24 protein-coding genes and 3 tRNA genes are annotated in these 23,206 nt (G+C 70.6%); 16 read left to right on the forward strand and 11 right to left on the reverse strand.

Annotation, left to right across the window (positions count from 1 at the left end; translation table 11 throughout):
- Positions 1-12: 12 nt before the first annotated feature.
- Both D451_RS0106165 and D451_RS0106170 read left to right on the forward strand, forming a co-directional pair.
- On the forward strand, positions 13-636 hold the full coding sequence (locus D451_RS0106165) for a histidine phosphatase family protein (protein ID WP_017533794.1): 624 nt from the start codon (positions 13-15) through the stop codon (positions 634-636).
- Positions 637-714: 78 nt separating this feature from the next.
- Positions 715-787, forward strand: a tRNA-Ala gene (locus tag D451_RS0106170).
- 66 nt (positions 788-853) lie between these two features.
- Here D451_RS0106170 and D451_RS28055 read toward each other — a convergent pair.
- The gene (locus tag D451_RS28055; protein ID WP_161628220.1) at positions 854-1,204 is read right to left on the reverse strand and encodes a GNAT family N-acetyltransferase; all 351 of its coding nucleotides are present in this window, start codon (positions 1,202-1,204) and stop codon (positions 854-856) included.
- A gap of 183 nt (positions 1,205-1,387) precedes the next feature.
- Between D451_RS28055 and D451_RS0106180 the strand changes: the two genes are divergently transcribed.
- Positions 1,388-1,858, forward strand: a complete 471-nt coding sequence (locus D451_RS0106180; RefSeq protein WP_017533796.1) for an anthrone oxygenase family protein — start codon at positions 1,388-1,390, stop codon at positions 1,856-1,858.
- Positions 1,859-1,887: 29 nt separating this feature from the next.
- Positions 1,888-2,274 carry a LysR substrate-binding domain-containing protein gene (locus D451_RS26280; protein WP_017533797.1) on the forward strand — a complete coding sequence of 129 codons (387 nt, stop codon included), beginning with the start codon at positions 1,888-1,890 and terminating at the stop codon, positions 2,272-2,274.
- 24 nt (positions 2,275-2,298) lie between these two features.
- On the opposite strand, the gene D451_RS0106190 is transcribed toward D451_RS26280, so the two are convergent.
- Positions 2,299-3,477, reverse strand: coding sequence for an epoxide hydrolase family protein (locus tag D451_RS0106190; protein ID WP_017533798.1), 1,179 nt, complete (start codon positions 3,475-3,477; stop codon positions 2,299-2,301).
- Positions 3,478-3,621: 144 nt separating this feature from the next.
- Between D451_RS0106190 and D451_RS0106195 the strand changes: the two genes are divergently transcribed.
- Entirely contained in the window at positions 3,622-4,590 is a 969-nt protein-coding gene (locus D451_RS0106195) for a dimethylarginine dimethylaminohydrolase family protein (protein ID WP_199806167.1), read from the forward strand.
- On the opposite strand, the gene D451_RS0106200 is transcribed toward D451_RS0106195, so the two are convergent.
- On the reverse strand, positions 4,576-6,219 hold the full coding sequence (locus D451_RS0106200; protein ID WP_017533800.1) for a glycoside hydrolase family 13 protein: 1,644 nt from the start codon (positions 6,217-6,219) through the stop codon (positions 4,576-4,578). The two genes, D451_RS0106195 and D451_RS0106200, sit on opposite strands and share 15 nt — an antisense overlap.
- 40 nt (positions 6,220-6,259) lie before the next feature.
- Positions 6,260-7,279: a LacI family DNA-binding transcriptional regulator gene (locus D451_RS0106205; RefSeq protein ID WP_026124862.1), complete on the reverse strand. Its 1,020-nt coding sequence runs from the start codon at positions 7,277-7,279 to the stop codon at positions 6,260-6,262.
- A 223-nt stretch (positions 7,280-7,502) separates the two neighbouring features.
- On the opposite strand from D451_RS0106205, the gene D451_RS0106210 reads away from it, so the two are divergent.
- The 3 genes from D451_RS0106210 (at position 7,503) to D451_RS0106220 (ending at position 10,639) form a co-directional block, all read left to right on the forward strand.
- Positions 7,503-8,807 carry an ABC transporter substrate-binding protein gene (locus tag D451_RS0106210; RefSeq protein ID WP_026124863.1) on the forward strand — a complete coding sequence of 435 codons (1,305 nt, stop codon included), beginning with the start codon at positions 7,503-7,505 and terminating at the stop codon, positions 8,805-8,807.
- A gap of 84 nt (positions 8,808-8,891) precedes the next feature.
- The gene (locus D451_RS0106215) at positions 8,892-9,740 is read left to right on the forward strand and encodes a carbohydrate ABC transporter permease (protein ID WP_014911081.1); all 849 of its coding nucleotides are present in this window, start codon (positions 8,892-8,894) and stop codon (positions 9,738-9,740) included.
- Positions 9,737-10,639: a carbohydrate ABC transporter permease gene (locus D451_RS0106220; protein ID WP_017533802.1), complete on the forward strand. Its 903-nt coding sequence runs from the start codon at positions 9,737-9,739 to the stop codon at positions 10,637-10,639. The genes D451_RS0106215 and D451_RS0106220 overlap by 4 nt, the downstream gene beginning before the upstream one ends.
- Positions 10,640-10,690: 51 nt before the next feature.
- On the opposite strand, the gene D451_RS0106225 is transcribed toward D451_RS0106220, so the two are convergent.
- Together D451_RS0106225 and D451_RS0106230 are read right to left on the reverse strand one after the other, a co-directional pair.
- Positions 10,691-11,857: an alpha-hydroxy-acid oxidizing protein gene (locus D451_RS0106225; RefSeq protein WP_017533803.1), complete on the reverse strand. Its 1,167-nt coding sequence runs from the start codon at positions 11,855-11,857 to the stop codon at positions 10,691-10,693.
- 158 nt (positions 11,858-12,015) lie between these two features.
- On the reverse strand, positions 12,016-13,788 hold the full coding sequence (locus tag D451_RS0106230; protein ID WP_017533804.1) for an ABC transporter ATP-binding protein: 1,773 nt from the start codon (positions 13,786-13,788) through the stop codon (positions 12,016-12,018).
- Positions 13,789-13,932: 144 nt separating this feature from the next.
- On the opposite strand from D451_RS0106230, the gene D451_RS0106235 reads away from it, so the two are divergent.
- Positions 13,933-14,520 (forward strand): TetR/AcrR family transcriptional regulator, encoded by a 588-nt coding sequence (locus D451_RS0106235; RefSeq protein WP_017533805.1) that lies wholly within the window; start codon positions 13,933-13,935, stop codon positions 14,518-14,520.
- A gap of 66 nt (positions 14,521-14,586) precedes the next feature.
- Here D451_RS0106235 and D451_RS0106240 read toward each other — a convergent pair whose 3' ends face one another.
- Entirely contained in the window at positions 14,587-14,880 is a 294-nt protein-coding gene (locus D451_RS0106240; protein ID WP_017583449.1) for a GroES family chaperonin, read from the reverse strand.
- Positions 14,881-15,061: 181 nt separating this feature from the next.
- Here D451_RS0106240 and D451_RS0106245 point away from each other — a divergent pair.
- Positions 15,062-15,134 (forward strand) — tRNA-Ala (locus D451_RS0106245).
- A 103-nt stretch (positions 15,135-15,237) separates the two neighbouring features.
- Complete coding sequence (locus tag D451_RS0106250; protein WP_017533806.1) at positions 15,238-15,681, forward strand: NUDIX domain-containing protein; 444 nt, start codon at positions 15,238-15,240, stop codon at positions 15,679-15,681.
- A gap of 39 nt (positions 15,682-15,720) precedes the next feature.
- On the opposite strand, the gene D451_RS0106255 is transcribed toward D451_RS0106250, so the two are convergent.
- A complete protein-coding gene (locus D451_RS0106255; protein ID WP_017533807.1) occupies positions 15,721-15,936 on the reverse strand; it encodes a hypothetical protein in 216 nt (71 codons plus the stop codon).
- Positions 15,937-16,105: 169 nt separating this feature from the next.
- On the opposite strand from D451_RS0106255, the gene D451_RS0106260 reads away from it, so the two are divergent.
- The 4 genes from D451_RS0106260 (at position 16,106) to D451_RS0106275 (ending at position 19,400) form a co-directional block, all read left to right on the forward strand.
- Positions 16,106-16,178 (forward strand) — tRNA-Ala (locus tag D451_RS0106260).
- 196 nt (positions 16,179-16,374) lie between these two features.
- Complete coding sequence (locus D451_RS0106265) at positions 16,375-16,725, forward strand: ArsR/SmtB family transcription factor (RefSeq protein WP_017533808.1); 351 nt, start codon at positions 16,375-16,377, stop codon at positions 16,723-16,725.
- Complete coding sequence (locus D451_RS0106270) at positions 16,718-17,200, forward strand: SRPBCC family protein (protein WP_017533809.1); 483 nt, start codon at positions 16,718-16,720, stop codon at positions 17,198-17,200. The genes D451_RS0106265 and D451_RS0106270 overlap by 8 nt, the downstream gene beginning before the upstream one ends.
- 97 nt (positions 17,201-17,297) lie before the next feature.
- The gene (locus D451_RS0106275) at positions 17,298-19,400 is read left to right on the forward strand and encodes an ATP-dependent DNA helicase (RefSeq protein ID WP_026124864.1); all 2,103 of its coding nucleotides are present in this window, start codon (positions 17,298-17,300) and stop codon (positions 19,398-19,400) included.
- A gap of 82 nt (positions 19,401-19,482) precedes the next feature.
- Here the strand turns inward: D451_RS0106275 and D451_RS0106280 are convergent, their stop codons facing one another.
- Both D451_RS0106280 and D451_RS0106285 read right to left on the reverse strand, forming a co-directional pair.
- Complete coding sequence (locus D451_RS0106280; RefSeq protein WP_014909350.1) at positions 19,483-20,007, reverse strand: DUF6315 family protein; 525 nt, start codon at positions 20,005-20,007, stop codon at positions 19,483-19,485.
- 192 nt (positions 20,008-20,199) lie between these two features.
- Positions 20,200-20,547, reverse strand: coding sequence for a hypothetical protein (locus tag D451_RS0106285; RefSeq protein WP_014910687.1), 348 nt, complete (start codon positions 20,545-20,547; stop codon positions 20,200-20,202).
- Between the two features lie 190 nt (positions 20,548-20,737).
- Here D451_RS0106285 and D451_RS0106290 point away from each other — a divergent pair, with 190 nt between their 5' ends.
- Positions 20,738-22,309 (forward strand): hypothetical protein, encoded by a 1,572-nt coding sequence (locus tag D451_RS0106290; RefSeq protein WP_017533811.1) that lies wholly within the window; start codon positions 20,738-20,740, stop codon positions 22,307-22,309.
- A gap of 37 nt (positions 22,310-22,346) precedes the next feature.
- Here D451_RS0106290 and D451_RS0106295 read toward each other — a convergent pair whose 3' ends face one another.
- Positions 22,347-23,138 (reverse strand): glutamate racemase, encoded by a 792-nt coding sequence (locus tag D451_RS0106295; protein WP_014912786.1) that lies wholly within the window; start codon positions 23,136-23,138, stop codon positions 22,347-22,349.
- Between the last annotated feature and the right edge of the window lie 68 nt (positions 23,139-23,206).

The following is a 23,206-nucleotide window of genomic DNA, read 5'->3' on the forward strand; positions in this document are numbered from 1 at the left end:
AGGACACACCACGTGAGCGACGCCCCTCGTGTGCTGTTCTGGCGGCACGGACGCACCACCTGGAACGTCGAGAAACGCTTCCAGGGACAGACCGACATCGAACTCGACCCGGTCGGCCACGCGCAGGCCGAACGGGCCGGTCGGCTGTTGGCCACCCTAGGCCCCGACGTCATCGTCGCGTCCGATCTCAAGCGCGCCGCCGACACCGCCGGGTACCTCTCGCGTGCCTCGGGGCTCGCGGTGGAGTACGACAAGGGTCTGCGCGAGCGGTTCGGCGGCTCCTGGGAGGGGCTCACCGCCGACGAGCTCTCCCGGCGCTGGCCGGTCGAGCACGCCCGTATGGACATCCCGGACGGAGAGAACATCTCCGAGGTCGGCGACCGGATGACGGCCGCCGTCGAACGCGGTATCGCCAAGACCCCGGCCGGCGGTCTGCTGGTCATCGTGAGCCACGGCGCCGCGGTCAGGGTCGGGATCTCCCGCATGCTGGGCATCCCCGACGAGCGCCGTGAGCTCCTCGGCCCGCTCAGCAACTGCTGTTGGTCGGTCCTACAGCGTCGCGGTCCGGAATGGCGACTCATGGAGCACAACGCGGCCAGCCTGCCGGAGCCGGTCGTCCTCAGCGACGACGCCTGATCGTCGTTTCGACGAACGGGCCGATATCCGCTAAGGTTCAGGGAGTCGGAAGGGCACGCGCCCGGAAGACTCCCACAAGGGGCTATGGCGCAGTTGGTAGCGCGCCTCCATGGCATGGAGGAGGTCTGGGGTTCGAATCCCCATAGCTCCACTTATATAAGGCATCGAGAACCCCGTCTCACGCTCACGCGAGGCGGGGTTCTTCGTTTTCTCGGGATCACCCGTCCGACGGGACCGAGGCGGTGTCGATCCACAGACGCAGTTGACCGTCGGGGTTCCTCCCGTCGTGGACGCCGCCGTTCTTCTCGATGACCCGCAGGGAAGGCCCGTTGTCCTCTTCGACGGTGAGAAGGAGTCGGCCGATGCCGAGGCCGCGGGCGATCACCGTCGCCTGACGGAGCATCTCCGTCGCGTGGCCCCGCCGGTGCCACGGTCGGACGACGTGGTAGCCGATGTGACCGCCCAGGTCGTCCTCGGGCGGTTCATGGCGCACGACCAGGGAACCGATGTAGTGCTCGTCCGAGGTGAACCAGAAGACCTCGGACGGGACGCCCCAGCGTTCTCGCACACCGACACGGTCCGCGACGAAACCGTCGAAGTCCCGTGCGGCGTCGGCGAGCCGGTCCGCGTCTTCGGCTCGGGCGTCGTCGTGGAGGAGTATGTTCGAGCGCCCGAGGAAGCGGCGTGACGAACACCGACCCATCCCGGCCGGGGCACGGCGGGGGGACCCCATGAGAGCGAAGGGCTTCGCATGAACCCGGTATCCATCACGGCACTGATCGCGGCGGTCCTGTGCAACGGCCTACTGGCGGGCACCTTCTTCGCCTTCGCCTGCTCGGTCGTCCCCGGGCTGCGACGGGTCGACGACGCCACGTACGTGACCACGTTCCGCGCGATCAATCGGGCCGTCCTCAACGGCCTGTTCATGAGCGTGTTCCTGGGGGCGCCCGTACTCGCCATCATCGTGGCCGTACTCCGGCCCGAGGGCACGTCGCCCCCGTGGCTCGTCGCCGGAGCGGTCTGCTCCGTCGCGACGTTCGTGATCACCGCGGCGGTCAACGTCCCCCTGAACCGGGATCTCGAAGCCGCGCGGAGTGACACCGCGGCGGACCTCGCCGAGGCACGGCTAGGGTTCGAGAGGCGTTGGAACACCGCCCATCTCGTTCGCACCCTGACCTCGGTGGGCGCCGCCGTCTCCCTGGCGATCGCGATCGTCCTCTGACCCCGCCTCCTGCCCGAAGGGGCCCGCCGATGGAGACGCTCGCCATGTCCGCCTCCCACCCCCTCGCGGCGGCCCGGACGGTGTCCTTGGAGGATCTCGCCGAGGTACCGGTGATGGGAGGCGCGCGACCGGAGTACTGGCGGGAGGGACTGGTCCCGAGCCGTACTCCGAGCGGCAGACCCGTTCCCCTCGGGCCGACGGTCACGACCTCGGAGGAGATGATCCCGATCCTGGCCACGGGCGAGGCGGTCTCGCCCATGCACGCGCACGCCGCCGAATACCTCCCGCTGCCCGCGCTGGTGTACCGACCGATCGTCGACGCGCCGCCGGCGCGATGGGCCCTGGTGTGGCGCACGGCGACCGAGAACGAGCGGATCCGCGCGTTCGCCGAGGCGGTCCGGGCCACCGCTCCCTGAGCCCCGTCCGACCGCGCACGGGGATCAGCGCAGGGCGCGGAAGAAGGCGCGGACGTCGTCGACGAGTACCTCCGGCTCCTCCAACGACAGGAAGTGGCCGCCCCGGCCCGCCTCGGTCCAGCGCACGATGTCGTGATCGCGTTCGGCCCAGGGGCGCACCGTCACGTCGTGGGCCGAGAGCAGTACCCCGGTCGGCACCCCGGCCGGGGTCTCCCACGAGTCGTCCGAGCCCTCGTCGGCGCTCCAGTCGTTCGCGCTCATCTCCTCGTAGTAGATCTGCGCCGACGAACCGGCGGTGGCGGTCAGCCAGTACAGGGAGACGGTGGTGAGGATCCGGTCGCGGTCGATGCTCTCCTCCGGAAGGGCCTCCTCGGGCATGGAGAGCTCCTTGAACTTCTCCACCATCCAGGCGAGCTGTCCCACGGGCGAATCGGTCAGCCCGTACGCCACCGTCCAGGGACGCAGGGAGTTGCACCTCAGGTAGGCGTCGTTGAAGTCGCGCATCGCCTCCCAACGGCGCAGGTCGGCCCCTTCCAGACCCTCGGTGTCCTCGTCCCCGTAAGGGAAGGCGAGCAGGGCGTTGAGGTGCGCCCCGATCACCCGATCGGGCGCCCGACGCCCCACCTCCGGCGCCACGAGGGAACCGGTGTCGTAGCCCTGGACCCCGTAGCGGTCGTACCCCAGCCGGTCCATCAGCTCCACGAACACCCCGGCCATGCGGGCGACGTCCATGCCGGGGCCGGCCAGGGGGACGGAGAGGCCGAACCCCGGCAGGGAGGGGATCACCAGGTGGAACGCGTCGCCGGGGTCACCACCGTGCGAGCGCGGGTCGGACAGCGGCCCGATCACGTCCAGGAAGTCGGCGAACGTCCCCGGCCAGCCGTGCAGTAGGAGCAGCGGCACGGCGTCGGGCTCGGGCGAATGGACGTGGAGGAAGTGCACGGTCTGACCGTCCACCTCGGTGACGAACTGGGGGTGGGCGTTGATCTCCGCCTCGTGGACGCGCCAGTCGTAGCCGGTGCGCCAGTGCTCGACGAGCTCCTTCAGATAGGAGACCGGCACCCCGCGCTCCCAGCCCGCCCCGGGCGCCCCGGCCGGCCAACGGGTGGCGGCCAGACGTGCGTTCAGATCGGTCAGTTCCCCCTGGGGGATGTCGATGCGGAAAGGGTGGATCCCACGCGGATCCCGCTGTGCGTCGTTCATGGGAGCACGCTAGGAGGCGTGGAGGTCGGAGACGGTCCTCCACTCGCCCGCGGTCTGGAACAGGTGGGGTCCTCCCCGGACGGGGCCGTGTCATGAGAGACCTCGCCCATGGCAGGGGGGTAGTTTCCGGTGAAGGAGGCCGACGTGGACGAGATTCGGGTGGAGAACGAGTTCGCCCCACTGAGAACCGTGGTCCTCGCCCGGAGCGAGGTGATGATCCCCGAGTCCGCGGCCGACTCGCCCGACGCCCGTTTCCTCGCCGACGACTGGGCGGACGACCCGGTCGGCCGGGACATGCGGGACGGGGCACCGGAACGCCAGGCCGCCTGGGAACGGGAGCGGGAACGGTTCCGCGAGGTTCTGGAGCGTCGTGGCGTCCGGGTGCTGAGACCGCGGGCGCTCACCCGCCCGGAGAAGACGGCGGCGGGTTCCGACGGCTACGCGAACTTCTTCGCCCGTGATCCGTTCTTCGTCGTGGGCGACCGGGTGATCGAGGCCTCGATGCGGTTCCGGCACCGCCGGACGGAGGCGCTCCCCATGCGCGATCTCCTCATGGAGCACGTCTATCCGGCGGACTGCGGATACGTCGCCGTGCCCGCGCCGGAGATCCCGGAGCCCGACGACCCCTCCCTCGGGCGTGGGCCCTTCCTCGAAGGAGGGGACGTGCTCGTGCTCGGCGACCACGTCTTCGTGGGGTACTCCGGGCTCGCCTCGAACCTCCTGGGAGCGCGGTGGCTCGCCAAGTACCTCGAACCGCCGGGGTACACGGTGGAGCCGGTCCGTCTGCACGAACGGATCCTCCACCTGGACTGCGCCCTCGGCCTGGTCCGCGAGGGGCTGATGGTGGTGTGCGAGGAGGCCCTGCTCGACGGGGTGCCGCGGGTCCTGCGGGAATGGGAGCGGATCCCGGTCGACCTGGACCGCGCCACAGCCCTGGCGGTCAACGGTCTGCCGATCGACCCGCGGACCTACGTCACCGACCCCCGGTTCGAGGACGTCGGGGAGCGGATCCGGGCCCGCGGGGTCGAGGTCGAGTACGTGGACTTCTCCATCACCCGGTCGTTGGGCGGGTCCTTCCGGTGCAGTACCCAGCCGCTCCTACGGCGTTCCTGAACCGGAGGCGGGGCGGTCGGTGGGGCGCATCCACACCGTGCTGTTCCCGGGGAGCTCACCGTCCGGCTCGGCGCTGGACAGCAGCACCTCGCCCCGGGGCAGCCGTACCGGGGCCTCCCCGGTGTTGACCACGATCAGCACGTCGGAGCGGTGGAACGCCAGTACCTGGCCCCGGTTCAGCCCCTCGTCCCAGACCAGCGTCTCGTCCGAGGAGAAACCGCGACGCAGCCGCAGCGCGTTCCGGTACAGCCACAGGGTCGAACCCGGATCCTCGTCCTGGGCCAGGACCGAGTACTCGCCCCACCAGGAGGGCTGGGGCAGCCAGGAGCCGGCCGGGCCGAAACCGAAGGAGTCGCCCCCTCGCGTCCAGGGGAGGGGGACCCGACAGCCGTCCCGCCCCTTGTCGGTGTGTTCGCCGCCCCGCCACCGGGGGTCCTCCAACGCCTCGACGGGCAGGTCGGCCACCTCCGGGAGCCCCAGCTCCTGGCCCTGGTAGACGTAGGCCGATCCGGGCAGGGCCAGGGTGAGCAGGGCCAGGGCGCGCGCCCTGGCCCGCCCCAGGTCCCGGTCGGGTTCGGGGTCGCGCCCGTCGGAGAGCAGCCACCGGCGCAGGTCGGTCCCCGAGGGCAGCCCCAGCCGGGAGGGCACGCGCACCACGTCGTGGTTCTCGGTCACCCAGGTCGGGACGGTGCCCACCCGTTCGGCGTCGGTCAGTGAGGAGGCGATGACCTCCCGGTAGGCGGAGGCGTCCCAGGGGGTCAGGAGGAACTCGAAGTTGAACGCCTGGTCGAGTTCGTCCGGGCGGGTGTAGAGCACCCGGCGCTCGCCCGGAAGCCACACCTCGGCGACGGTGGCGCGCGGCGGATCGTAGGCGGACAGCACCCGGTTCCAGTCCCGGTAGACCTCGTGCACCTCGGGGCGGTCCAGGAAGGGGTGGTCGGGGTTGGCGGCGATGTCCTCGAAACGGCCGCCCTCCACGAGCACCAGGTCGCGCAGCGGGTCGAGGTCCTTGACCAGGGCGTAGGCCACATCGATCCGGAAACCGTCCACCCCCCGGTCGCTCCAGAAGCGCAGGATGTCGCGGAACTCCTCGCGCACCCGCTCGTGACCCCAGTTCAGGTCGGGTTGTTCCGGGGCGAACATGTGCAGGTACCACTGCCCGTCGGGGACCCGTGTCCAGGCCGGACCGCCGAAGGTGGAGCGCCAGTTGGTGGGCGGTTCCGATCCGTCGGGGCCCCGGCCGTCCCGGAAGACGTACAGGTCCCGCTCGGGGGCGTCGGGGGAGGCCAGGGCGGCCCGGAACCAGGCGTGCTCCTCGGAGGTGTGGTTGGGCACGATGTCGATCATCACGCGCAGGTCCCTCATGTGCGCGGAGGCGACCAGCGCGTCGAAGTCGGCGAGGGTGCCCAGGGACGGGTCGACCCCGCGGAAGTCGGAGACGTCGTAGCCGCCGTCGGCCCAGGGCGAGGGGTAGAAGGGCGAGAGCCAGATCCCGTCCGCGCCCAGGGCGGCGATGTGGTCCAACCGTTCGGTGATCCCCCTCAGGTCGCCGACGCCGTCCCCGTCGGAGTCGGCGAGGCTGCGGGGGTAGACCTGGTAGAGCACGGCGTCGCGCCACCACTGTCGCATGGGGGGCTCCTCGGTTCGTCTCGTGTGTTTCTGCGTGCGGTCAGGACAGACCGCGGGTGCTCCTGGGCGCGGCGGTCGACCGGCGCAGGAGTAGCTGGGTGGGCGTGCACACGTGAGTGCCGGTCGACGCGGGCTCGCGCAGCGCCTCCAAGGCCAGCCGTCCGGCCTCCGCGCCGATGCGCCGGGGCTCCTGGTCGACGGTGGTCAGGTCGAGGACGGCGGCGGCCTCGTGGTTGTCGAACCCGACGAGCGAGATCGCCTCCGGTACCGGCACCCCGGCCCGGCGCAGGGAGCGCAGGGCTCCGAGCGCGATCTCGTCGGTCTCGGCCAGGACCGCGGTGGGCGGGTCGGCCGCCGAGAGGAGTTCCCCCATCCCGTGCTCGCCTCCCCGGTGGCCGGCCGACTTGGCCACGTGCCAGGGGGTGTGTCCGGACTCGATCATCGCCTCGGTGTATCCGGACAGCCGTTCCACCACACTCTCCTTGCCCCCGTGCTCACCGTGCGTACCGATGTAGGCGATGCGGCTGTGCCCGAGGTTGAGCAGGTGGCGGGTGGCGCCCAGGGTCCCGGCGCGGTTGTCGACGTGGACGCAGGAGCGTCCGGGGACCCGTTGCCCGGTGAAGACCAAGGGGACCCCGATCCGGTCCATCCTGCGGTATTCGTCCTCGGTGAGGTCCATGGACAGGGTGATGACGGCGTCCGCGTTGCGTCGGGGAGGCAGGTCGCGCAGCCAGGTGTCGCGGGCCTCCTGGGAGCCGAGTCGGTAGACGAGCAGGTCCAGGCCGGCCTCGGAGAGGACGTCGCCCAGACCGGACAGGACCGTGCCGAAGTACCAGGGGCCCAACCGGGGCAGGACCGCGGCCACGCGTCCGGTGCGGCCGGTGACCAGCCCCGAGGCGTTGCGGGAGACCACGTAGGACAGTTCCTCGGCGGCGGCCCTGACGCGTTCGCGCACGTGAGGGGCGACCCCCGGGGCGTCACGAAGGACCCGGGAGACCGTGGACAGGGACACTCCGGTGCGCCGGGCGACGTCGCGCATGCTCGGCGGGCGCTGAGACATGGGTTCACGTTAGAAGCGAGTGCCAGAGGTTGGCAACGTTTTCGGGGTTTCGGACCGGGCCTATCACCCCCGCTCAAGTGCCCCAGTGACTGGTGTTGTCCCTTTATGTTGACTACATCACAGTCATAATGGCATCGTTTTCGGTCAATTGGAGGGGATCGGGTCCCGACACCTCGAAACCTCACGCGCGCCCTCTCCCCCGTACGGGCGCGAAAGGAGAGCCATGTCAGTTTTTCCACACCGGAGGCGTCTGCTGCGCGCGAGCGGCGCGGCCCTGGCCGCCTTGGCCCTGACCCTGACCGCCGCCTGCGGTGAGCCCCCGGGCCAGGAGCCCGAGGGTGAGGGCGAGAGCGCCGGACTCGCGGACGACCCCCAGTTCGTCTGGGCGGTCACCGGAGCCGACCGACAGATCCACGAGGACGTCGCCCGCCTGTGGAACGAGAACAACCCGGACCGGCAGGTCGAGGTCTTCTTCCTGGCGCCCACGGCCGACGAGCAGCGCCAGGCCATGTTCCAGGACCTCCAGAGCCAGGCCGGCGAGTTCGACGTCCTGGGCCTCGACGTCATCTGGACCGGCGAGTTCGCCGAGTTCGGCTACATCGAGAGCCTGGAGGACATGCGCGGCGAGATCGAGGGCGTCAGCCTCCCCGGCGCCATCGACAGCTCCCAGTGGCAGCAGGAGCTCTACGCCCTCCCGTACTCCTCCAACGGCGCCTTCCTCTACTACCGCACCGACCTGATCGACGAGCCCCCCACGACCTGGGAGGAGCTCTACGAGACCGGCATGGAGGCCGCCGAGGAGGAGGGCATCGCCCCCTTCGTCGGCCAGGGCGACCAGTACGAGGGCTTCGTCGTCAGCTACCTGGAGATGTTCTGGTCCGCGGGCGGCGAACTCTTCGACGAGGGCCAGGAGACCTCCACCTTCCTGGAGGGCGACGCCGCGACCACGGCCCTGGACTTCATGATCGAGAGCCGTGAGAACGGTTTCTACGCCGAGGGCTACGACTCGATGGTCGAGGACGACGCCCGCGCCCTCTTCCAGGCGGGCGAGGCCGTCTACATGCGCAACTGGCCCTACGCCATCCCGCTCCTGGAGGGGGAGGACGGCGAGGAGAGCGCGGTCGCCGGCGAATTCGCCGTCGCCCCGCTGCCCACCTTCACCGGTGAGGGGACCACGAGCGCCCTGGGCGGTCTCAACAACGCGGTCAGCAGCCTCAGCGACAACAAGGAGCTCGCGAGCGAGTTCGTCCTGTGGGCCGCCACCGCCCCCGAGGCCCAGGCGATCTTGGCCGACCACAGTCTGCCCCCGACCATGCTCAGCACCTACGAGGACGCCGACGACCCCGACTTCGAGATGCTCGGCGACATCCTCGCCGAGGCCCAGGCCCGCCCGCCGGTGCCCGGCTACAACTCGCTGTCCCTGGCCGTCCAGGACAGCCTGCACCCGGCCTTCCTCGGGCAGCAGGACGCCGCGACCGCCCTCCAGGCCGTCGACGACGCCGCGAACGACGCGCTCGCGCAGGACTAGGCCTCGATGAGCAGTAACCCCGCTCCTGCGCCCGGCGCCGTCGGGTCCGTACGCAGGCGAGCCCAGGGTCTGGGAGAACGGGCGATGGGGCGGATCTTCCTCGCCCCGTCGCTCGGCTTCATGGCCCTGCTCGCGCTCTTCCCGGTGTTCTACGCCGTCGGGTTGAGCCTCTACAACATCCGCGGCTTCAGCCGGGACCTCGTCGGCGTCGCCAACTACGTCGACGTCCTGACCGACCCCGGTTTCTGGAACGCCGCCAAGAACACGCTGATCTTCACCGTGGCGTCGGTGTCCCTGGAGTTCGTCGTCGGGATGGCGTTCGCGCTCATCATGCACCAGGCCTTCGTCGGCCGCGGGTTGACCCGGGCGGTCATCCTCGTGCCATGGGTGATCCCGACCGCCGTCGCCGCCCAGGTGTGGCGGTACATGTTCGACCACAACCCCGGGTTCGTGAACTGGGTCCTGGGCGCGGACATCAACTGGCTCCGCGACCCGGCCTGGTCCATGGTCGGCATCATCAGCGCCGACGTCTGGAAGACCGCGCCGTTCGTGGCGCTCCTGCTCCTGGCCGGACTCCAGACCATCCCCCGGGACTACTACGAGGCGGCCAAGGTGGACGGCGCCGGGGCGCTCCAGCGCTTCTGGTCGATCACCCTGCCGCTGCTGCGCCCGGCGATCGTGGTGGCGTTGTTGTTCCGCACCGTGGACGCGCTGCGGATGTTCGACTTCGCCTACGTGTTCTCCGGCTACTCGAACTCGTTGGCCACCCTGTCGGTGTACGCGCAGCGGTTCCTGGTCGCGGAACCGCGACTGGGCTACGCCAACGCGCTGTCCACGGTCACGTTCGTCATCGTCATGCTCGTCGGCCTGGCCTTCATCAGCCGGATGGGCCGGCACATGGTCGGCGACGTGGGTCGGAAGGAGAGGCGATGAGCGCCGAACAGACCCGGAAACCCGTTCGGACGGCCTCCAGGCCACGACGTGACGTGCCTCCGGCCGTGACCAACGCCCTCAAGCTGCTGGGCCTGCTCGTCGTCCTGCTCTGGTGCCTCTTCCCGTTCCTGTGGATGGCGATGACCAGCCTGCGCACCGGCTCGGCGGCGCTGACGGACCCGAACATCTTCCAGGGGCCGTTCTCCTTCGGGAACTACGAGGAGGTCCTCGGGCAGGGCTTCCACTTCGCGTTGCGCAACTCGCTGATCGTGGCGGCCGCGACCACGCTGATCTGCATCCCCGTGGCCTCGCTGGCCGGGTACGCGCTGGCGCGGCTCCCCTTGGCGGGCAAGTTCGCGTTGCTCGCGGCGACCCTGGTGGCGACGCTGTTCCCGCCGGTGGCCCTGGTCAACCCGCTGTACCAGATGTACATGCGGCTCAACGAGTGGACCGGGATCAACCTGCTCAACTCCTACACGGGCATGGTCGTGCCGTACGTGGCGCTGACCCTGCCGCTGTCCATCTTCATCCTCGCGACCTTCTTCTCCGGTATCCCCAAGGAGATCGAGGAATCGGCGAAGGTCGACGGTGCCACGCCCTTCCAGGCCTTCCTGAAGGTGGTGGCGCCGTTGGCGGCGCCGGGTGTGGGCGCGGCGTCGATCCTGACCTTCGTGTACGCGACCAACGAGTTCCTGCTGGCCTTCTCGTTCGCTCCGCGCGATCTGAACGTGCAGACCGTTCCGGTCTTCGTGGGCACCTTCGAACGGGTCGGCTACGAGAACCCGATCGGCCAGATCATGGCCGCCTCGGTACTGGTCTCCCTCCCGCTGATCGTCTTCGCCTTGATCCTTCAACGCAGGATCGTGGCGGGGCTGACCTCGGGAGCGGTCAAGGGCTGACCCGACGACCGGTGTCCCGGGCCCCGCACGAGGCCCGGGACACCGTCGTCCTCAGGGGCGCCGACGGACGTCGTCGGCGCTCAGGTCGGCGACGTCACGCCCCATCAACTCGGCGGTGATCTGTACCTCGGCCAGGATCGACCGCAGTACGTGCTCGACCCCGGCCGCGCCGTCCACGGCCAGCCCGTACACCCAGGGGCGGCCCACCAGGACGGCCTTGGCGCCCAGGGCCATCGCCACCACCACGTCCGCACCCGACCGGACACCGGAGTCGAACAGGACCTCGGCCCGGTCGCCCACGGCCTCGACGACCTCGGGCAGCGCGTCCAGCGCGGCCACCGCCGCGTCCACCTGCCGACCGCCGTGGTTGCTCACCACGATCCCGTCGATCCCCGCGTCGACCAGCTCCTCGGCCTCGTCCGCGCGTACGACCCCCTTGACCAGGACGGGCAGATCCGTCCACTCGCGGATCCGGGCGATGTTGTCGGTGCTCAACGCCCGGTTGGAGAAGGACCCGAGGAAGTGCAGGACCGCCTCGGTCAGCACCCCTCCCGGTTCCGGCTCCTCCTTCAGACGGGACCCGAAGACCGGATCGCCGTAGTAGTTCGCCGTGCCCTGACCGCGCAGGAACGGCAGATGCCCCTGGGAGAGGTCGCGGGGACGCCAACCCAGCCGCGAGGTGTCGGTGGTGACCACGATCGCCCGCGCACCCGCGGCGGTGGCCCGACGCACGAACGACTCGGCCAGCTCGTCGTCCCCCGGCCAATAGAGCTGGTACCACCAGGAGTCGGCGACCTCGGCGACCTCCTCCATCGAGGTGGAGGCGGCCGTGGACAGCACCACCGGGACACCCAGGGCGTTCGCGCCCCTGGTCAGGGCCCGTTCGCTTTCGGGGTGCACCTGCTCCAGCACCCCGACCGGGGCGGTCAGCAGGGGAGAGGGGTACCGTTCGCCGAACAGGGTGACGCCCGTGTCCCCGGCGTTCTCGGCGCCGGGCCGCAGCCCTCGGGGCCTCAACGCGTAACGGGAGAAGGCCTCGACGTTGGCGTCCGCCGTACGTTCGCGCCCGGCGCTCCCCTCCACGTAGCCGAACGGTCCGGGGTCCAGGATCTCGCGGGCCCGGTCCCGCAGCTCGTCGTGATCGTAGGGCAGGTGCGGCAGCACACCGTTGGTCGCGTCGGCGTAGACACCGTCCTGGTATCGGGCGTAGTCGCTCATGAATCCCTTCCGTGCGCCGAGGCGCCGGGGTCCCGTGCGCCGGGGGAGCGCACGGTCGGACAGGTCGCCGCGGGGCCGGGGCGAGCGCCCCGGCCCCGCGGCGAGCGGGCCGTTCGCGCCCTACGACCCGCTCTGCGGTGGATGGTACTGCCGAGAGCTCAGAGGGGGGAGACCCCCGTGACGACCTCTTCCCGTCCCCGCTCGTCGTTCCCTCCGATGTGCAGGGCCGCGACGAGCTCCCGGTACAGGGAGTCCCGTTCCAGGAGTTCCTCGTGCGTGCCCTGGGCACGGATCCGGCCCTCCTCCATCAGCAGGATGCGGTCGGCGTGGATGACCGTCGACAGGCGGTGCGCGATGGTGATCACCGATCCGCGGTCGGCCTGACGGCGCACGCTCTCGGTGATGGCGGCCTCGGTGATCGCGTCCACCTGGGAGGTGGCCTCGTCCAACAGCAGCACGTCCGGGGAACCGAGCAGGGCGCGGGCCAGGGCGATGCGCTGACGCTGCCCGCCGGAGAGCGAGGTGGAGTCCAAGGGCGAGTCCAGCCCCTCGTCCAAGGCCTCGATCTTCTCGGTCAACCGGACCTCGTCGAGGACGCGGCGCACCTCGTCCTCGCCCGCTTCGGGACGGGTGAACAGCAGGTTGTCGCGGATGGTGCCGGGCACCACCGGTGTGTCCTGCTCGACGTAGGAGAAACGTCCCCGGACCCGACCGGGGGACAGCTCCCGGTAGGGGGTGCCGTCCAGCAGTAGTTCGCCTTGCTCGGGCTCCAGGAAACGCAGGAGAAGGGAGAGCACCGTGGTCTTGCCGGCTCCGGAGGGGCCCACGATGGCGGTGTGCCCTCGCATGGGGACGGTCAGGTCGACCCGGTCCAGCGCGGCGGCGGCCCCGGGGGCGTAGCGGGCGGTGACCCCGCGCAGCTCCAACAGCGGGCCGGTGCGATCGCCGGTGGAGTGAGGGTCCGGCCCGGTGGCGGGCCCGTCGAGGGGCTCCGCGTCCGGTTCGAGCGGGATGGCCTCCACCTCGCGGATGCGCTTGGCGGCGGCGATGCCGGACTGGAGCGTGGTCACGCTCTGGGAGAGCTCCATGACCGGGTTCATCAGGGAGAACGCGTACAGCAGGAAGGCCACCAGGGTGGAGACACCGATCTCGCCCGAGGAGACGCGCAGGGCGCCGACGGCGAGGATGGCGATGATGGAGAGCTGGACACCGCCGAAGGCGAGCGTCCAGGCCACGGCCTGCCGGCGCACCGCGCGGACGCCGTGCTCGGCGGCCTCCTCGGCGTGTTCGAGGATGTGGGAGCCCAGACGTTCCTCGGCGCGGCTCACCTTGACGGTGCGGATCGCCCGCAGAGAGCCTTCGAGGATTCCGCCCATCAGACCGAGGGAGGCCTGGGCCTTCTCCTGACTCTTGGCGATGGCCGGCATCAGGGTGAGGAACAGGATCGTCACGATGACCACGGCGGTCACGGTGACCCCGAGCAGGATCAGGTCCAGCACGCCCATCATGATCAGGGTCCCGATGAGCAGGACCCCGCCGTTGATCAGGCTGATGACGCTGCTGGAGGCGGCCTCGCGCAGCAGGACGGTATCGGAGGTGGCCCGGGTGACGAGTTCCCCGGAGGAACGGCGGCTCAGGGGGAGCAGCGCGGCCCGGAAGTAGCGGCGCACGAGGGAGGCGCGCGCGTCCAGGACGACCTTCTCCGCGACGGTGCCCAGCACGATCCAGTGCCACATGCCGAAGACGAGGCCGCTGACGAACAGGCAGAGCAGGATCGCGATCGGCATGGCCAGGGAGCCCGCGTCGGACACGGTGTCCAGGACCAGCTTGATCACCATCGGGTTGGCCAGTTCCAGGGCCGACCCGAGCAGGGCCAGGACCAGTCCGAGCAGGAGCTTGGAGCGGTGCGGGCGCACGAAGGACCAGAGCACGCGCAGTTGCGCGAATCGGGGCTCGGGGGACGCGGGCGCGATGGGAGGTCTTTCGTCGGTCGGGGAATGATCAGTCATGATCTGAATTAGGTCATGTGTGACCCATTATTGTCAAGAAGATACCCATCACTCTAGGATGAGGGCATGGTGAAGAGCTCTCCCTCAGAAGACGAGACGAGGACCCGAGCACGCACCCGACGCGCGATCCTGGACGCGGCGGTCGAGGTGCTGGCGAAGAATCGGTCGGCGCCCCTCTCCCAGGTGGCGGCCGAGGCGGGGGTGGCGCGCAGTACCCTCCAGCGCTACTTCGCCGAACGCGCCGATCTCGTCGCCGCGCTGGGCGACTACGCCGAGGAGCTCATCAACGAGGCCACCGAACGCGCCCGGGTCGACGAGGGCACCGCCCTGGAGGCCTTCTCTCGCTTGGCCTCCGAGTACTTCGCCCTGCGCAAGGTCGCCCTGCTCGCCTTCGAAGGGGAGAGCGAGAGCAGCGCTCAGGAGGAACAGGACTGCGGCCCAGGCGACCTCGCCCTCTACGAACTCGTCGAACGCGGCCACGAGGACGGCAGCATCGACCCCCGGATCACCCCGCTGTGGGCCCAGCAGCTCCTGTGGTCCATGCTCTACTCGGGCTGGACGTACTCGTCCATCGCCAGGGTGCCGGTCTTCGAGTCGCACAACATGTGCGTGATGTCGCTGGTCAAGGCGCTCGCCCGGGAACGGCGCGACTGACCGCGGACACGACGGAGCCGGAGGTCGCCATCGCGGCCCCCGGCTCTCGAACGTCGACGCCCGGCCCTACAGGTACAGGCCGGTGCCCCGCTCCGGGGCCTCGTTCGCGATCGCGTGCACGTCCCGCTCCCGCAGGATGACGTACCGTTCGCCGTTCAACTCGACCTCACCCTGCTCCTCGGGGTCGAAGAGCACACGGTCTCCGGTCTTCACGTGCCGGGCGCCGGTCCCCGCGCCGCGGACCTCGCCCCACGCGAGCCGGGTCGCCAACTTCACCGTGTCCGGGATGACCAGACCGGCGCTGCTGCGCCGCTCACTCTTGTCCGGGACCGCCTTCACCAACAGGCGATCGTGGAGCATCTGGATTTCAAGCTTGGATTCGGGCACACCCCCAGGATATTCACCTTCGCGCCGGGTCGCCTCCGCTCCCGGGAGCCCTCGCGCAACCCCCGGGACCCCCGGCGTTCGACTCTGGTTCGACCGGCTCTTGAAATCCGGTAGAGTACTGCCATGCCGAACGGGGAAACCGTCCGGCAGACCAGGGGCTATGGCGCAGTTGGTAGCGCGCCTCCATGGCATGGAGGAGGTCTGGGGTTCGAATCCCCATAGCTCCACTGGACGACGATCTTCGGACCCCGTCCCGCGAAATCGCGGGACGGGGTCCTTTCGTCGTTCCGGCCCTCTGGGGAGCGGAGAGGGCGTGAGTAGAATCCGCTCATGGTCGACGCCCACGACGTACCCGATCCCGAACCCGGCCGGACCACCGAACGCGTTCCCGCGGCCGGCACCGTCGTCACCGACGACCTGGGGCGGCTGCTGCTCGTCCTGCGGGGGACGGAACCGGAGAAGGGCCGCTGGTCCGTGCCCGGGGGCTCGGTCGAGCCGGGGGAGACCTTCGCGAGGGCGGCCGCCCGGGAGACGCTGGAGGAGACCGGGCTCGTCGTCGAGATCGGGCGTGAACTGTGGACCGTGGAGATCCCGGCCGGTGACGGCCGGGTGTACGAGGTGCGCGACTTCGCGGCCACCGTCATCGCCGGCGTTCCGCGGGCCGGGGACGACGCGGAGGACGTGCGCTGGTTCGCCCCGGACGAACTCGACGAGGTGCCGTTGGCCCGCGGTCTGCGCGACCACTTGGCGCGCGCCGGGGTCATCCCCGCCTGACGGGGCGCCCGGGCCCTCCGGCCCACGCGGCGCACACGTTCAGGCCCCGTTCTCCTCCTTCGCCTGCGAGAGACGGGCGACCAAGGCCAGGAATTCGGGATCGGACGAGGTGAGACGGTCCACCTCGGTGCCGTCGTCGCAGGTCTCCAGGGAGACGGTCACCCGGGTCGCGGTCCGTTCCAGGACCCGCCACGGCGCTCCGTGCTCGTCCCAACGTCGTAGTGCTCGTATCTGAGGGTTCTCGGACGTCGTCACACCGACCTCCTCGTGTCGGACCTTCAGAATACGTTCCGTTCCGGCCGGGCCTCCAGCCCCGTCGTTCCACCGAGGAGCGGGGGAACGGCGGCCGGGGCGGGAGGGGCGTGGGCGGGAACACGTCGAACCCACCCCGCGATATCCGCTAGAATCATGATCACGGCTTCAAGGGGCTATGGCGCAGTTGGTAGCGCGCCTCCATGGCATGGAGGAGGTCTGGGGTTCGAATCCCCATAGCTCCACGTAACAGACGGTACGAGAACCCCGCTCCCGGGTAACGGGAGCGGGGTTCTCGCGTTTCCGGGTCCGGGCGAGGGAACGCCAGGGCGGAGGGGCGCCCCCGGTTCGCCCGATCGGAGAACGCGGGTTCGTCCCTTGACCGGGGAGGCTTCGAAGCGCATAATCAACTTAGTGGTTGATCAACTGAAAGGTTGAATAGTGGCGGACGACCCGCTCAGTCTCACCTTCGCCGCGCTGGCGGACCCGACCCGTCGGGAGATCCTCGCCCGGTTGGCCCGAGGCGAGGCGACCGTCAACGAACTGGCGGAACCGTTCCCCATGAGCCTCCAGGCGATCTCCAAACACCTGAAGGTCCTCGAAAGGGCGGGGCTCATCGTGCGCGGCAGGAACGCCCAATGGCGCCCCTGCCGCCTGGAACCGGCCCCCCTGGAGGAGGTCGATCGTTGGATCGACCGCTACCGGGAACGATGGGAGGACAGGTTCGCCCGCCTGGACGAGGAACTGAACAGGATCCAGAGCAGCGACAAGGGAGAGAAGAGCCATGAGTGACCTCGAGGTCATCGCGGAACCGGGACGCCAGGACATCGTCATGACCCGCACCTTCGACGCCCCGCGCGACGTCGTCTACCGGGCCATGAGCGACCCCGAACTGCTGACCCGTTGGTGGGGGCTGGACTCCACCACCACGGTCATCGACCGGCTGGACCTTCGGCCCGGCGGCTCCTGGAGGTTCGTGGAGAAGGACCGCGACGGACAGGAGTACGCCTTCCACGGCGTCGTCCACGACGCGCGGGAACCGGAGGGCTTCACCCAGACCTTCGAGTTCGAGGGGATGCCCGGCCACGTGCTCCTGGAACGGCACACCCTGGAGGAGGCGGAGGGCCGCACCCTCTACACCTCGCTCGCGGTGTTCCAGAGCGTGGAGGACCGGGACGGGATGGTCGCCTCCGGCATGGAGGACGGGGCGCGACAGTCCATGGACCGTCTGGAGGAGCTCCTGCGCACCCTGCGCACCCAGGGCTGAACCCCGACCACCGACCTCCCCGCCCTCGACCCGACGGCGGGGAGGTCGGCCTGTGGACGACGCCGAACCTGTCCCCGGATCCGGGTACTGTCGACGGGTGGCAGATCTCCCCGACGTCCCCACCCTCCTCGACGCGGCCGTCGAGGCCCTGGGCGGCAGCAGCCGAGAGGGACAGCAGACCATGGCCGACGCCGTCGCCGCGGCGGTCGAACGGCGCGAACACCTGGTGGTCCAGGCCGGCACCGGAACCGGTAAGTCCCTGGCCTATCTGGTGCCCGCGATCAGACGCGCGATGGCCTCCAAGACCACCGTCGTGATCTCCACGGCCACCATCGCGCTCCAGAACCAGCTCATCGACCGGGACCTTCCACGCCTGGCCGCCGCGCTGGCCCCGCTCCTGCCCCGCGAACCCACGTTCGCGGTGCTCAAGGGCCGACGCAACTACCTGTGCCGCAACCGGCTCCAGGCCGGAACGGACGAGGAGGCCGAGGGCGCCGAACTCTTCGACCCCCGCCAGCTCTCCTCCCTGGGACGCCAGGTCGCGCGGCTGCACGAATGGGCCGAGGACACCCTCACCGGCGACCGCGACGAACTCGTCCCCGGCGTCGGCGACCTCGCCTGGCGCCAGGTCTCGGTGGGCGGCAACGAGTGCATGGGCGCCCGGGTGTGCTCCTTCGGCCAGGAGTGCTTCGCCGAGTTCGCCCGCGAGGCCGCCGCCGGGGTCGACGTGGTGGTCACCAACCACGCCATGCTCTCCATCGACATGTCGCAGGGCCACCACCTGCTGCCCGAACACGACACGATCATGATCGACGAGGCCCACGAACTGGTCGACCGGGCCACCTCGGTGGCCACCGGCTCCCTGAGCGAGCGCGCCGTGACCACCGCCGCCAAACGGGCCGCGCGACTGGTCGAACCGGGTATCTCCGAACGTCTCACCGAGTGCGCCGACGGCCTGGCCCTGATGTTCACCGAGGTGCCCGAAGGACGCCTCGACCACATCGACGAGGGCCTGGCCGGAGCGGTCGCCGCCGTCCGCGACGCCGCCGCGGCGTGCGTCACGGCGATCGGCCCCAACCCGGGAGAACTCGACCCCGACACGGCCTCCGATCGCAAACTCGCCCTGGCCGCACTGGAAGAGGTCCGCGAGGCCGCCGTCCGAATCCTGGAGTCGTACGAGCCGCCACTGCGCGACCGCACCGAGGTCGTCTGGCTGACCAAGGCGCTCTCCCGCGCGCCCGCGCTCAACGTCGCCCCGCTCGGGGTCGGCGGACTGCTTCGGGAGAAACTCTTCGGCGACCGCACCGTCGTTCTGACCTCCGCGACCCTCACCCTGGGCGGCGACTTCACCGCCCTGGCCCGCCAATGGGGGCTGGGCCGCGAGGTCGCGCGCGAGGAGGCCGACCGGGCCGCCGGCCGCCCCCTGGAACCGGTCGGGGTCCCCGCCCCCACGAAGGACGGCGACGACGGGAACGACGGCCCGCACCGGGCGGAGGGAGAACCCCGCTGGCGCGGACTGGACGTCGGCTCGCCCTTCGACCACGCCCGCAGCGGCATCCTCTACGTCGCACGCCACCTGCCCAAACCCGGCCGGGACGGGCTGTCCGAGGACTACCTGGACGAGATCGCCGGGCTGATCGAGGCCTCCGACGGACGCGCCCTGGGACTGTTCTCCTCGATGCGCGCCGCCCAACAGGCCGCCGAGGAGCTGCGCGAGCGTCTGGACCAGCCGATCCTGTGCCAGGGAGAGGACTCCACCGGCCAACTGGTGCGGCGGTTCACCGAGGACGAGCGCTCCTGCCTGTTCGGCACCCTCTCGCTGTGGCAGGGCGTCGACGTGCCGGGCCCCTCGTTGCAGCTGGTCATCGTCGACCGGATCCCCTTCCCACGCCCGGACGACCCACTGGCCTCGGCCCGTCAGCGCGCGGTGTCCGCGCACGGGGGCAACGGCTTCCTGGCGGTCTCGGCCACCCACGCCGCCCTGCTGCTGGCCCAGGGCACCGGACGACTGCTGCGCTCCACCGACGACCGCGGGGTGATCGCCGTCCTGGACCCGCGGCTGGCCACGGCGGGGTACGGGGGTTTCCTCCGCTCCTCGCTCCCGCCCTATTGGGGGACGGCCGACCCGGAGGTGGCCCGTTCGGCCCTGCGACGTCTGGCCGAGAAGGCGAGAGCCGAAGAGGGCGAGAACGTGGCCTGAGGGGACGCGGAACCAGGCCGGGCGGCTCGGCCCGGCCTCGACCACCGGCGTCCCGTCCCGGACGGCGTCCGGAACGGGACCCTCAGCCTCGTGTGCGGTAGCCGAAGAGACGGACCGCGTAACCGGGGGAGTCGTCCTCGGGTTCCTGGATGTGCCAGCGGTCGTCGTGCTCGCCGACCAGGAGCTCGCTCCACATCATGTCGATGAGTTTGAGTCTGGAGACCACCGAGGCCTCCGGGTCCAGGACGATCGAATACGAGTGGTCGGTGAGCCGTTGGGTCACCATGCCCACGGACTGACCGTCCCAGATGGCCGGGACGGTGGCGTGGCCGACCTCGACGCCGCACAGCCGCAGTTGCTCGACCTCTTCGTCGAGTGCCTCGGCGGCCAGGGCCCCGTCCAGACGCAGGGCGTCCTCCAGCTCGTCGCGATCCTCGTCGGACCGCAGGTAGGCGTGGTAGGTGCGGTAGTCGCACGAACGGCACTTGCGCCAGACCACGCAGCGGGCCAGCCCGTAGGCGGACTGCGCCTCGCCGACACTCTGGTAGTCGCTCACCTTGCGGATCATGCCGCATTCGCAACACAGGGCAGTGAGATCCTGCTTCATCGGAGTCCCCCCTCCCAGGTGAGTATGCGACGGATCGAGCCTGTTAGGGAACCCGTTCGGCGAGGAAGTCGCGGCAAGGAGTCGTCATCAATGCCCAAAATGACCGGCTGACGGGTTTCGCGGGCGCGGAAACAGGCGCCGGGGTGGCCGTTCTCACGTTCGCCACACCCGGCGGAGTGCCGTCCGACGCGGTCAGTCGTCCATGGACAGGCCGCGTTTGTTACGTTCGGTCCAGTCGCGCATTCTCTGCGGGTAGCCGACGATCTGGACGTCATAGGCGGGGGCGGCCAGATCGGCCGCGACCTTGCGCAGGACCTCGGGGGAGCCACAGCGGCGGCGGATCCACTCGCCGTCGGTGGCGACCGCGACCGCGGTGGCCCGGGTCGCGAAGGTCTCGGGTTCGACGAAGAACTCCACCCCGACCCTGGTCTTCGCGAACTCGATCAGCGCCTTGATGTCCGAATCCTCGGCGGCCCGGTCGAACCGGGCCTTGCCCTTGCGGTTGGCCTTGCGGAGTCCGAAGCGGTCTCGCCATCCCATCGGTGGCCGTCTCCTCAATGCGGGTCCGGTTCTCGTGCAAACTCGGCTGCGCGCGAGTCTATCCACTCGGACAACGAACGAGGTGGGCCGAGAGTGCCCCGGCTGCACCGGTTTCACGTGTTTTCCGGACGGCTCGGTCACCACGCTGCTACGTTCTGTTCACACGCGGCTCGGTCAGGGGGAGAAAGACATGCCGATGTGGACATGGGCTGGGGAAACGGCGCGTCGACTGCGCGCCGCGGGGCAGGAGGAGTTGGCCGAGGCGGTGACCCGGCTGCCCCGACTGTGCGAGGCCGGCGACTCGGTCAAGGTCGAGGCCGTGGCGCGTTCGGCGATGCGCACGGCGCGACGTCTGGTCGCCGAGGCCGGTAACCGGGAGGCCGCGGTCCCCGGGGTGTTCGGTCCGCCGACCCTGTTCTATCTGGCCTATTGGCCGTTGGCGGTCCGGGTGGGGGCCCTGGGGGAGGGGCGTCGCGCCCTGGCCCAGGCCGAGGCCGCGGCCCGGGACGAGCCCGCTCCGCACACCCACGGTCCGCTGCCGGTCTCGGCCCGGGTGTCGCTGGTGCGCTGCCAGTCCAACATCGACGCCCGGGGCACCACCGAGATCCGACGCGAGTTGTTGTCGGCGCGGAGCCTGTCGGGTTGGGAGGACACCCCGGCCTGGCCGGCGTTCACCCTGGCCAGGGTGCATCTGCTCATCGACGAGGAACAGGCCGACCGCGCCGAGGCGGAGCTGCGCCGTTACGAGCACACCGCCACCGGGCCGGCCCTGCTGGGGGCGGAGGGGGTGTTCGCGCTGGTGCGCGCCCTGCGACACCAGGACAAGCACACCGACGCGCTGGAGACCCTGGACCGGCTGGAGGCCGAACTCGGGTTGGAGGAGGAGCGCGGCGCCAATCCGCGTCGGACCGCTCTGCTCCGCTCGATCCGTTTCGAACGGGCCCGTCTGCTGTCCTGGCTGGCCCGACTGGGGTTGTGCGACGCCCGTAAGGCCATCGCCCTGCTGCCCACCGTGGAGGAGGCCGAGGCCTGCCCGAATCTGCGCCCGGCCTGGACCGAGGCGGTGGAGAACCTCGTCTGCCAGGGGAGCGTGCGCAACGACTGGCGGCTGGGCGTGCGGGTGACCACCTGGTCGCGTTACTTCGAGCGGGTGGGGGCTCCGCGTCGCGGCGCCGAACTGGCGTTGGCCGCGACCCGGCTGGCCTGCGGTCGGGGTGCCCGTTGGGTCGCGGAGTGCTCCGCGCGGCGGGCCGAACAGCTCATCGGAGAGCTCGGCGGGGTCGAGGAGATCACCGGAGACCTGGCCGAGGCCCGGTCGATGGTGGGTTCGATGGCGCCGATCCGCCCGCTGGCCCCGTCGGAGGGCATCCTGGAGTTCCTTCGGGCCCGTCCCGCCGAGGAGGTCGACCCCGAGGAGCAGGCCGAACAGGTGAACGTGGCGCTCTCCGCTAGGCCGCACGACACCGCCCTGTTGAGCGCGCTCGGCCAGGTGGGGCGCACCCTGATGTTGTCCGACGCGGCGACAGAGCCCCAGTGGCGGCATGTCCGTGAGCAGCCGGGCGACCAGCGTGCGGCCCTGTCGCTGTTGGAGACGTTGATGCACGACAACGACACCGCGGGGGTGCGCGACCTGGTCCGGACCCTCGCCGCGGGCGCCCTGTCGACCGGGGAGACGGCAGCCGGTGGGCACCCGGGCGTCGCCGCCGCGCCGGAGGCCGTCACCCGGATGGTCCAGCCCGCGGGGGTCCGCGAAGCGCGTTGATCCCGAGTGGGCCCGGTCGGTGGGGCCGGGCCCGGGATCAGCGGTCGGCGCGGGCCCCGTCGAGGAGCGACCGGCCGGCCGGATAGTTCAACGCCGCGGCGGGCAGTTCGGCGGGGCGGCCGCTGGCCAGGACCCGCACCCGGCCGGCGCGCGCGGACGGGGGTTCGGCGGTGCCGATCCGGCGCAGTGTCTGGGCGGCGACCGCGTCGGCGGCGGTGAACAGCGCGGCCCTTCCGCCGAGGGCCTCCGAGATCCGCTGTCCGACCAGGTCGTAGTGGGTGCAGCCGAGCACCACCCCGCGTACCTCGGGCGGGGTCAGTTCCGCCGCGTAGTCCACCGCGTCGGCGATCCTGCGCGGGTCGGCCGACTCCACCGCCTCGGCGAGTCCGATACAGGCCACCGGGGTGACCTCCAGGTTCGAGGCGAAGGTCTCCACCAGGCCGCGCTGGTAGGCGCTGCGGGTGGTGGCCTCGGTCGACCAGACCGCGATGGGGGTGCCCGCGGCGGCGGCCGGTTTGATGGCGGGGACGGTGCCGATCACCGGAACGCCGGGCTCGTATTCGGCGCGCAGCGCGTCCAGTCCGTGGACCGAGGCCGTGTTGCACGGCACCACCACGGCGTCCAGGCGACCGCCGTCCTCGGCCACGGCCCGGGTGGCGGCGCGGGCCCCGGCCAGGGCGCGTCCGATCACCTCCTCGGGCGTTCGGGGGCCCCAGGGCATGTGGTCGGGATCCATGGACAGGTACAGGTCGGCGTCGGGTCGTGCCGCGCGCAGAGCGGCGGCGGTGGACAGCATGCCGATGCCGGAGTCGATGAGAGCGATGCGCACGTAACGGGATCCTATGCGGGCCGGCCGGTGACGCCGCCGGCACACGGGGTGACCGGGGGGTCGCCGCC

It is taken from the genome of Nocardiopsis alba DSM 43377 (genome assembly GCF_000341225.1).
Classification (GTDB): Bacteria; Actinomycetota; Actinomycetes; order Streptosporangiales; family Streptosporangiaceae; genus Nocardiopsis; species Nocardiopsis alba.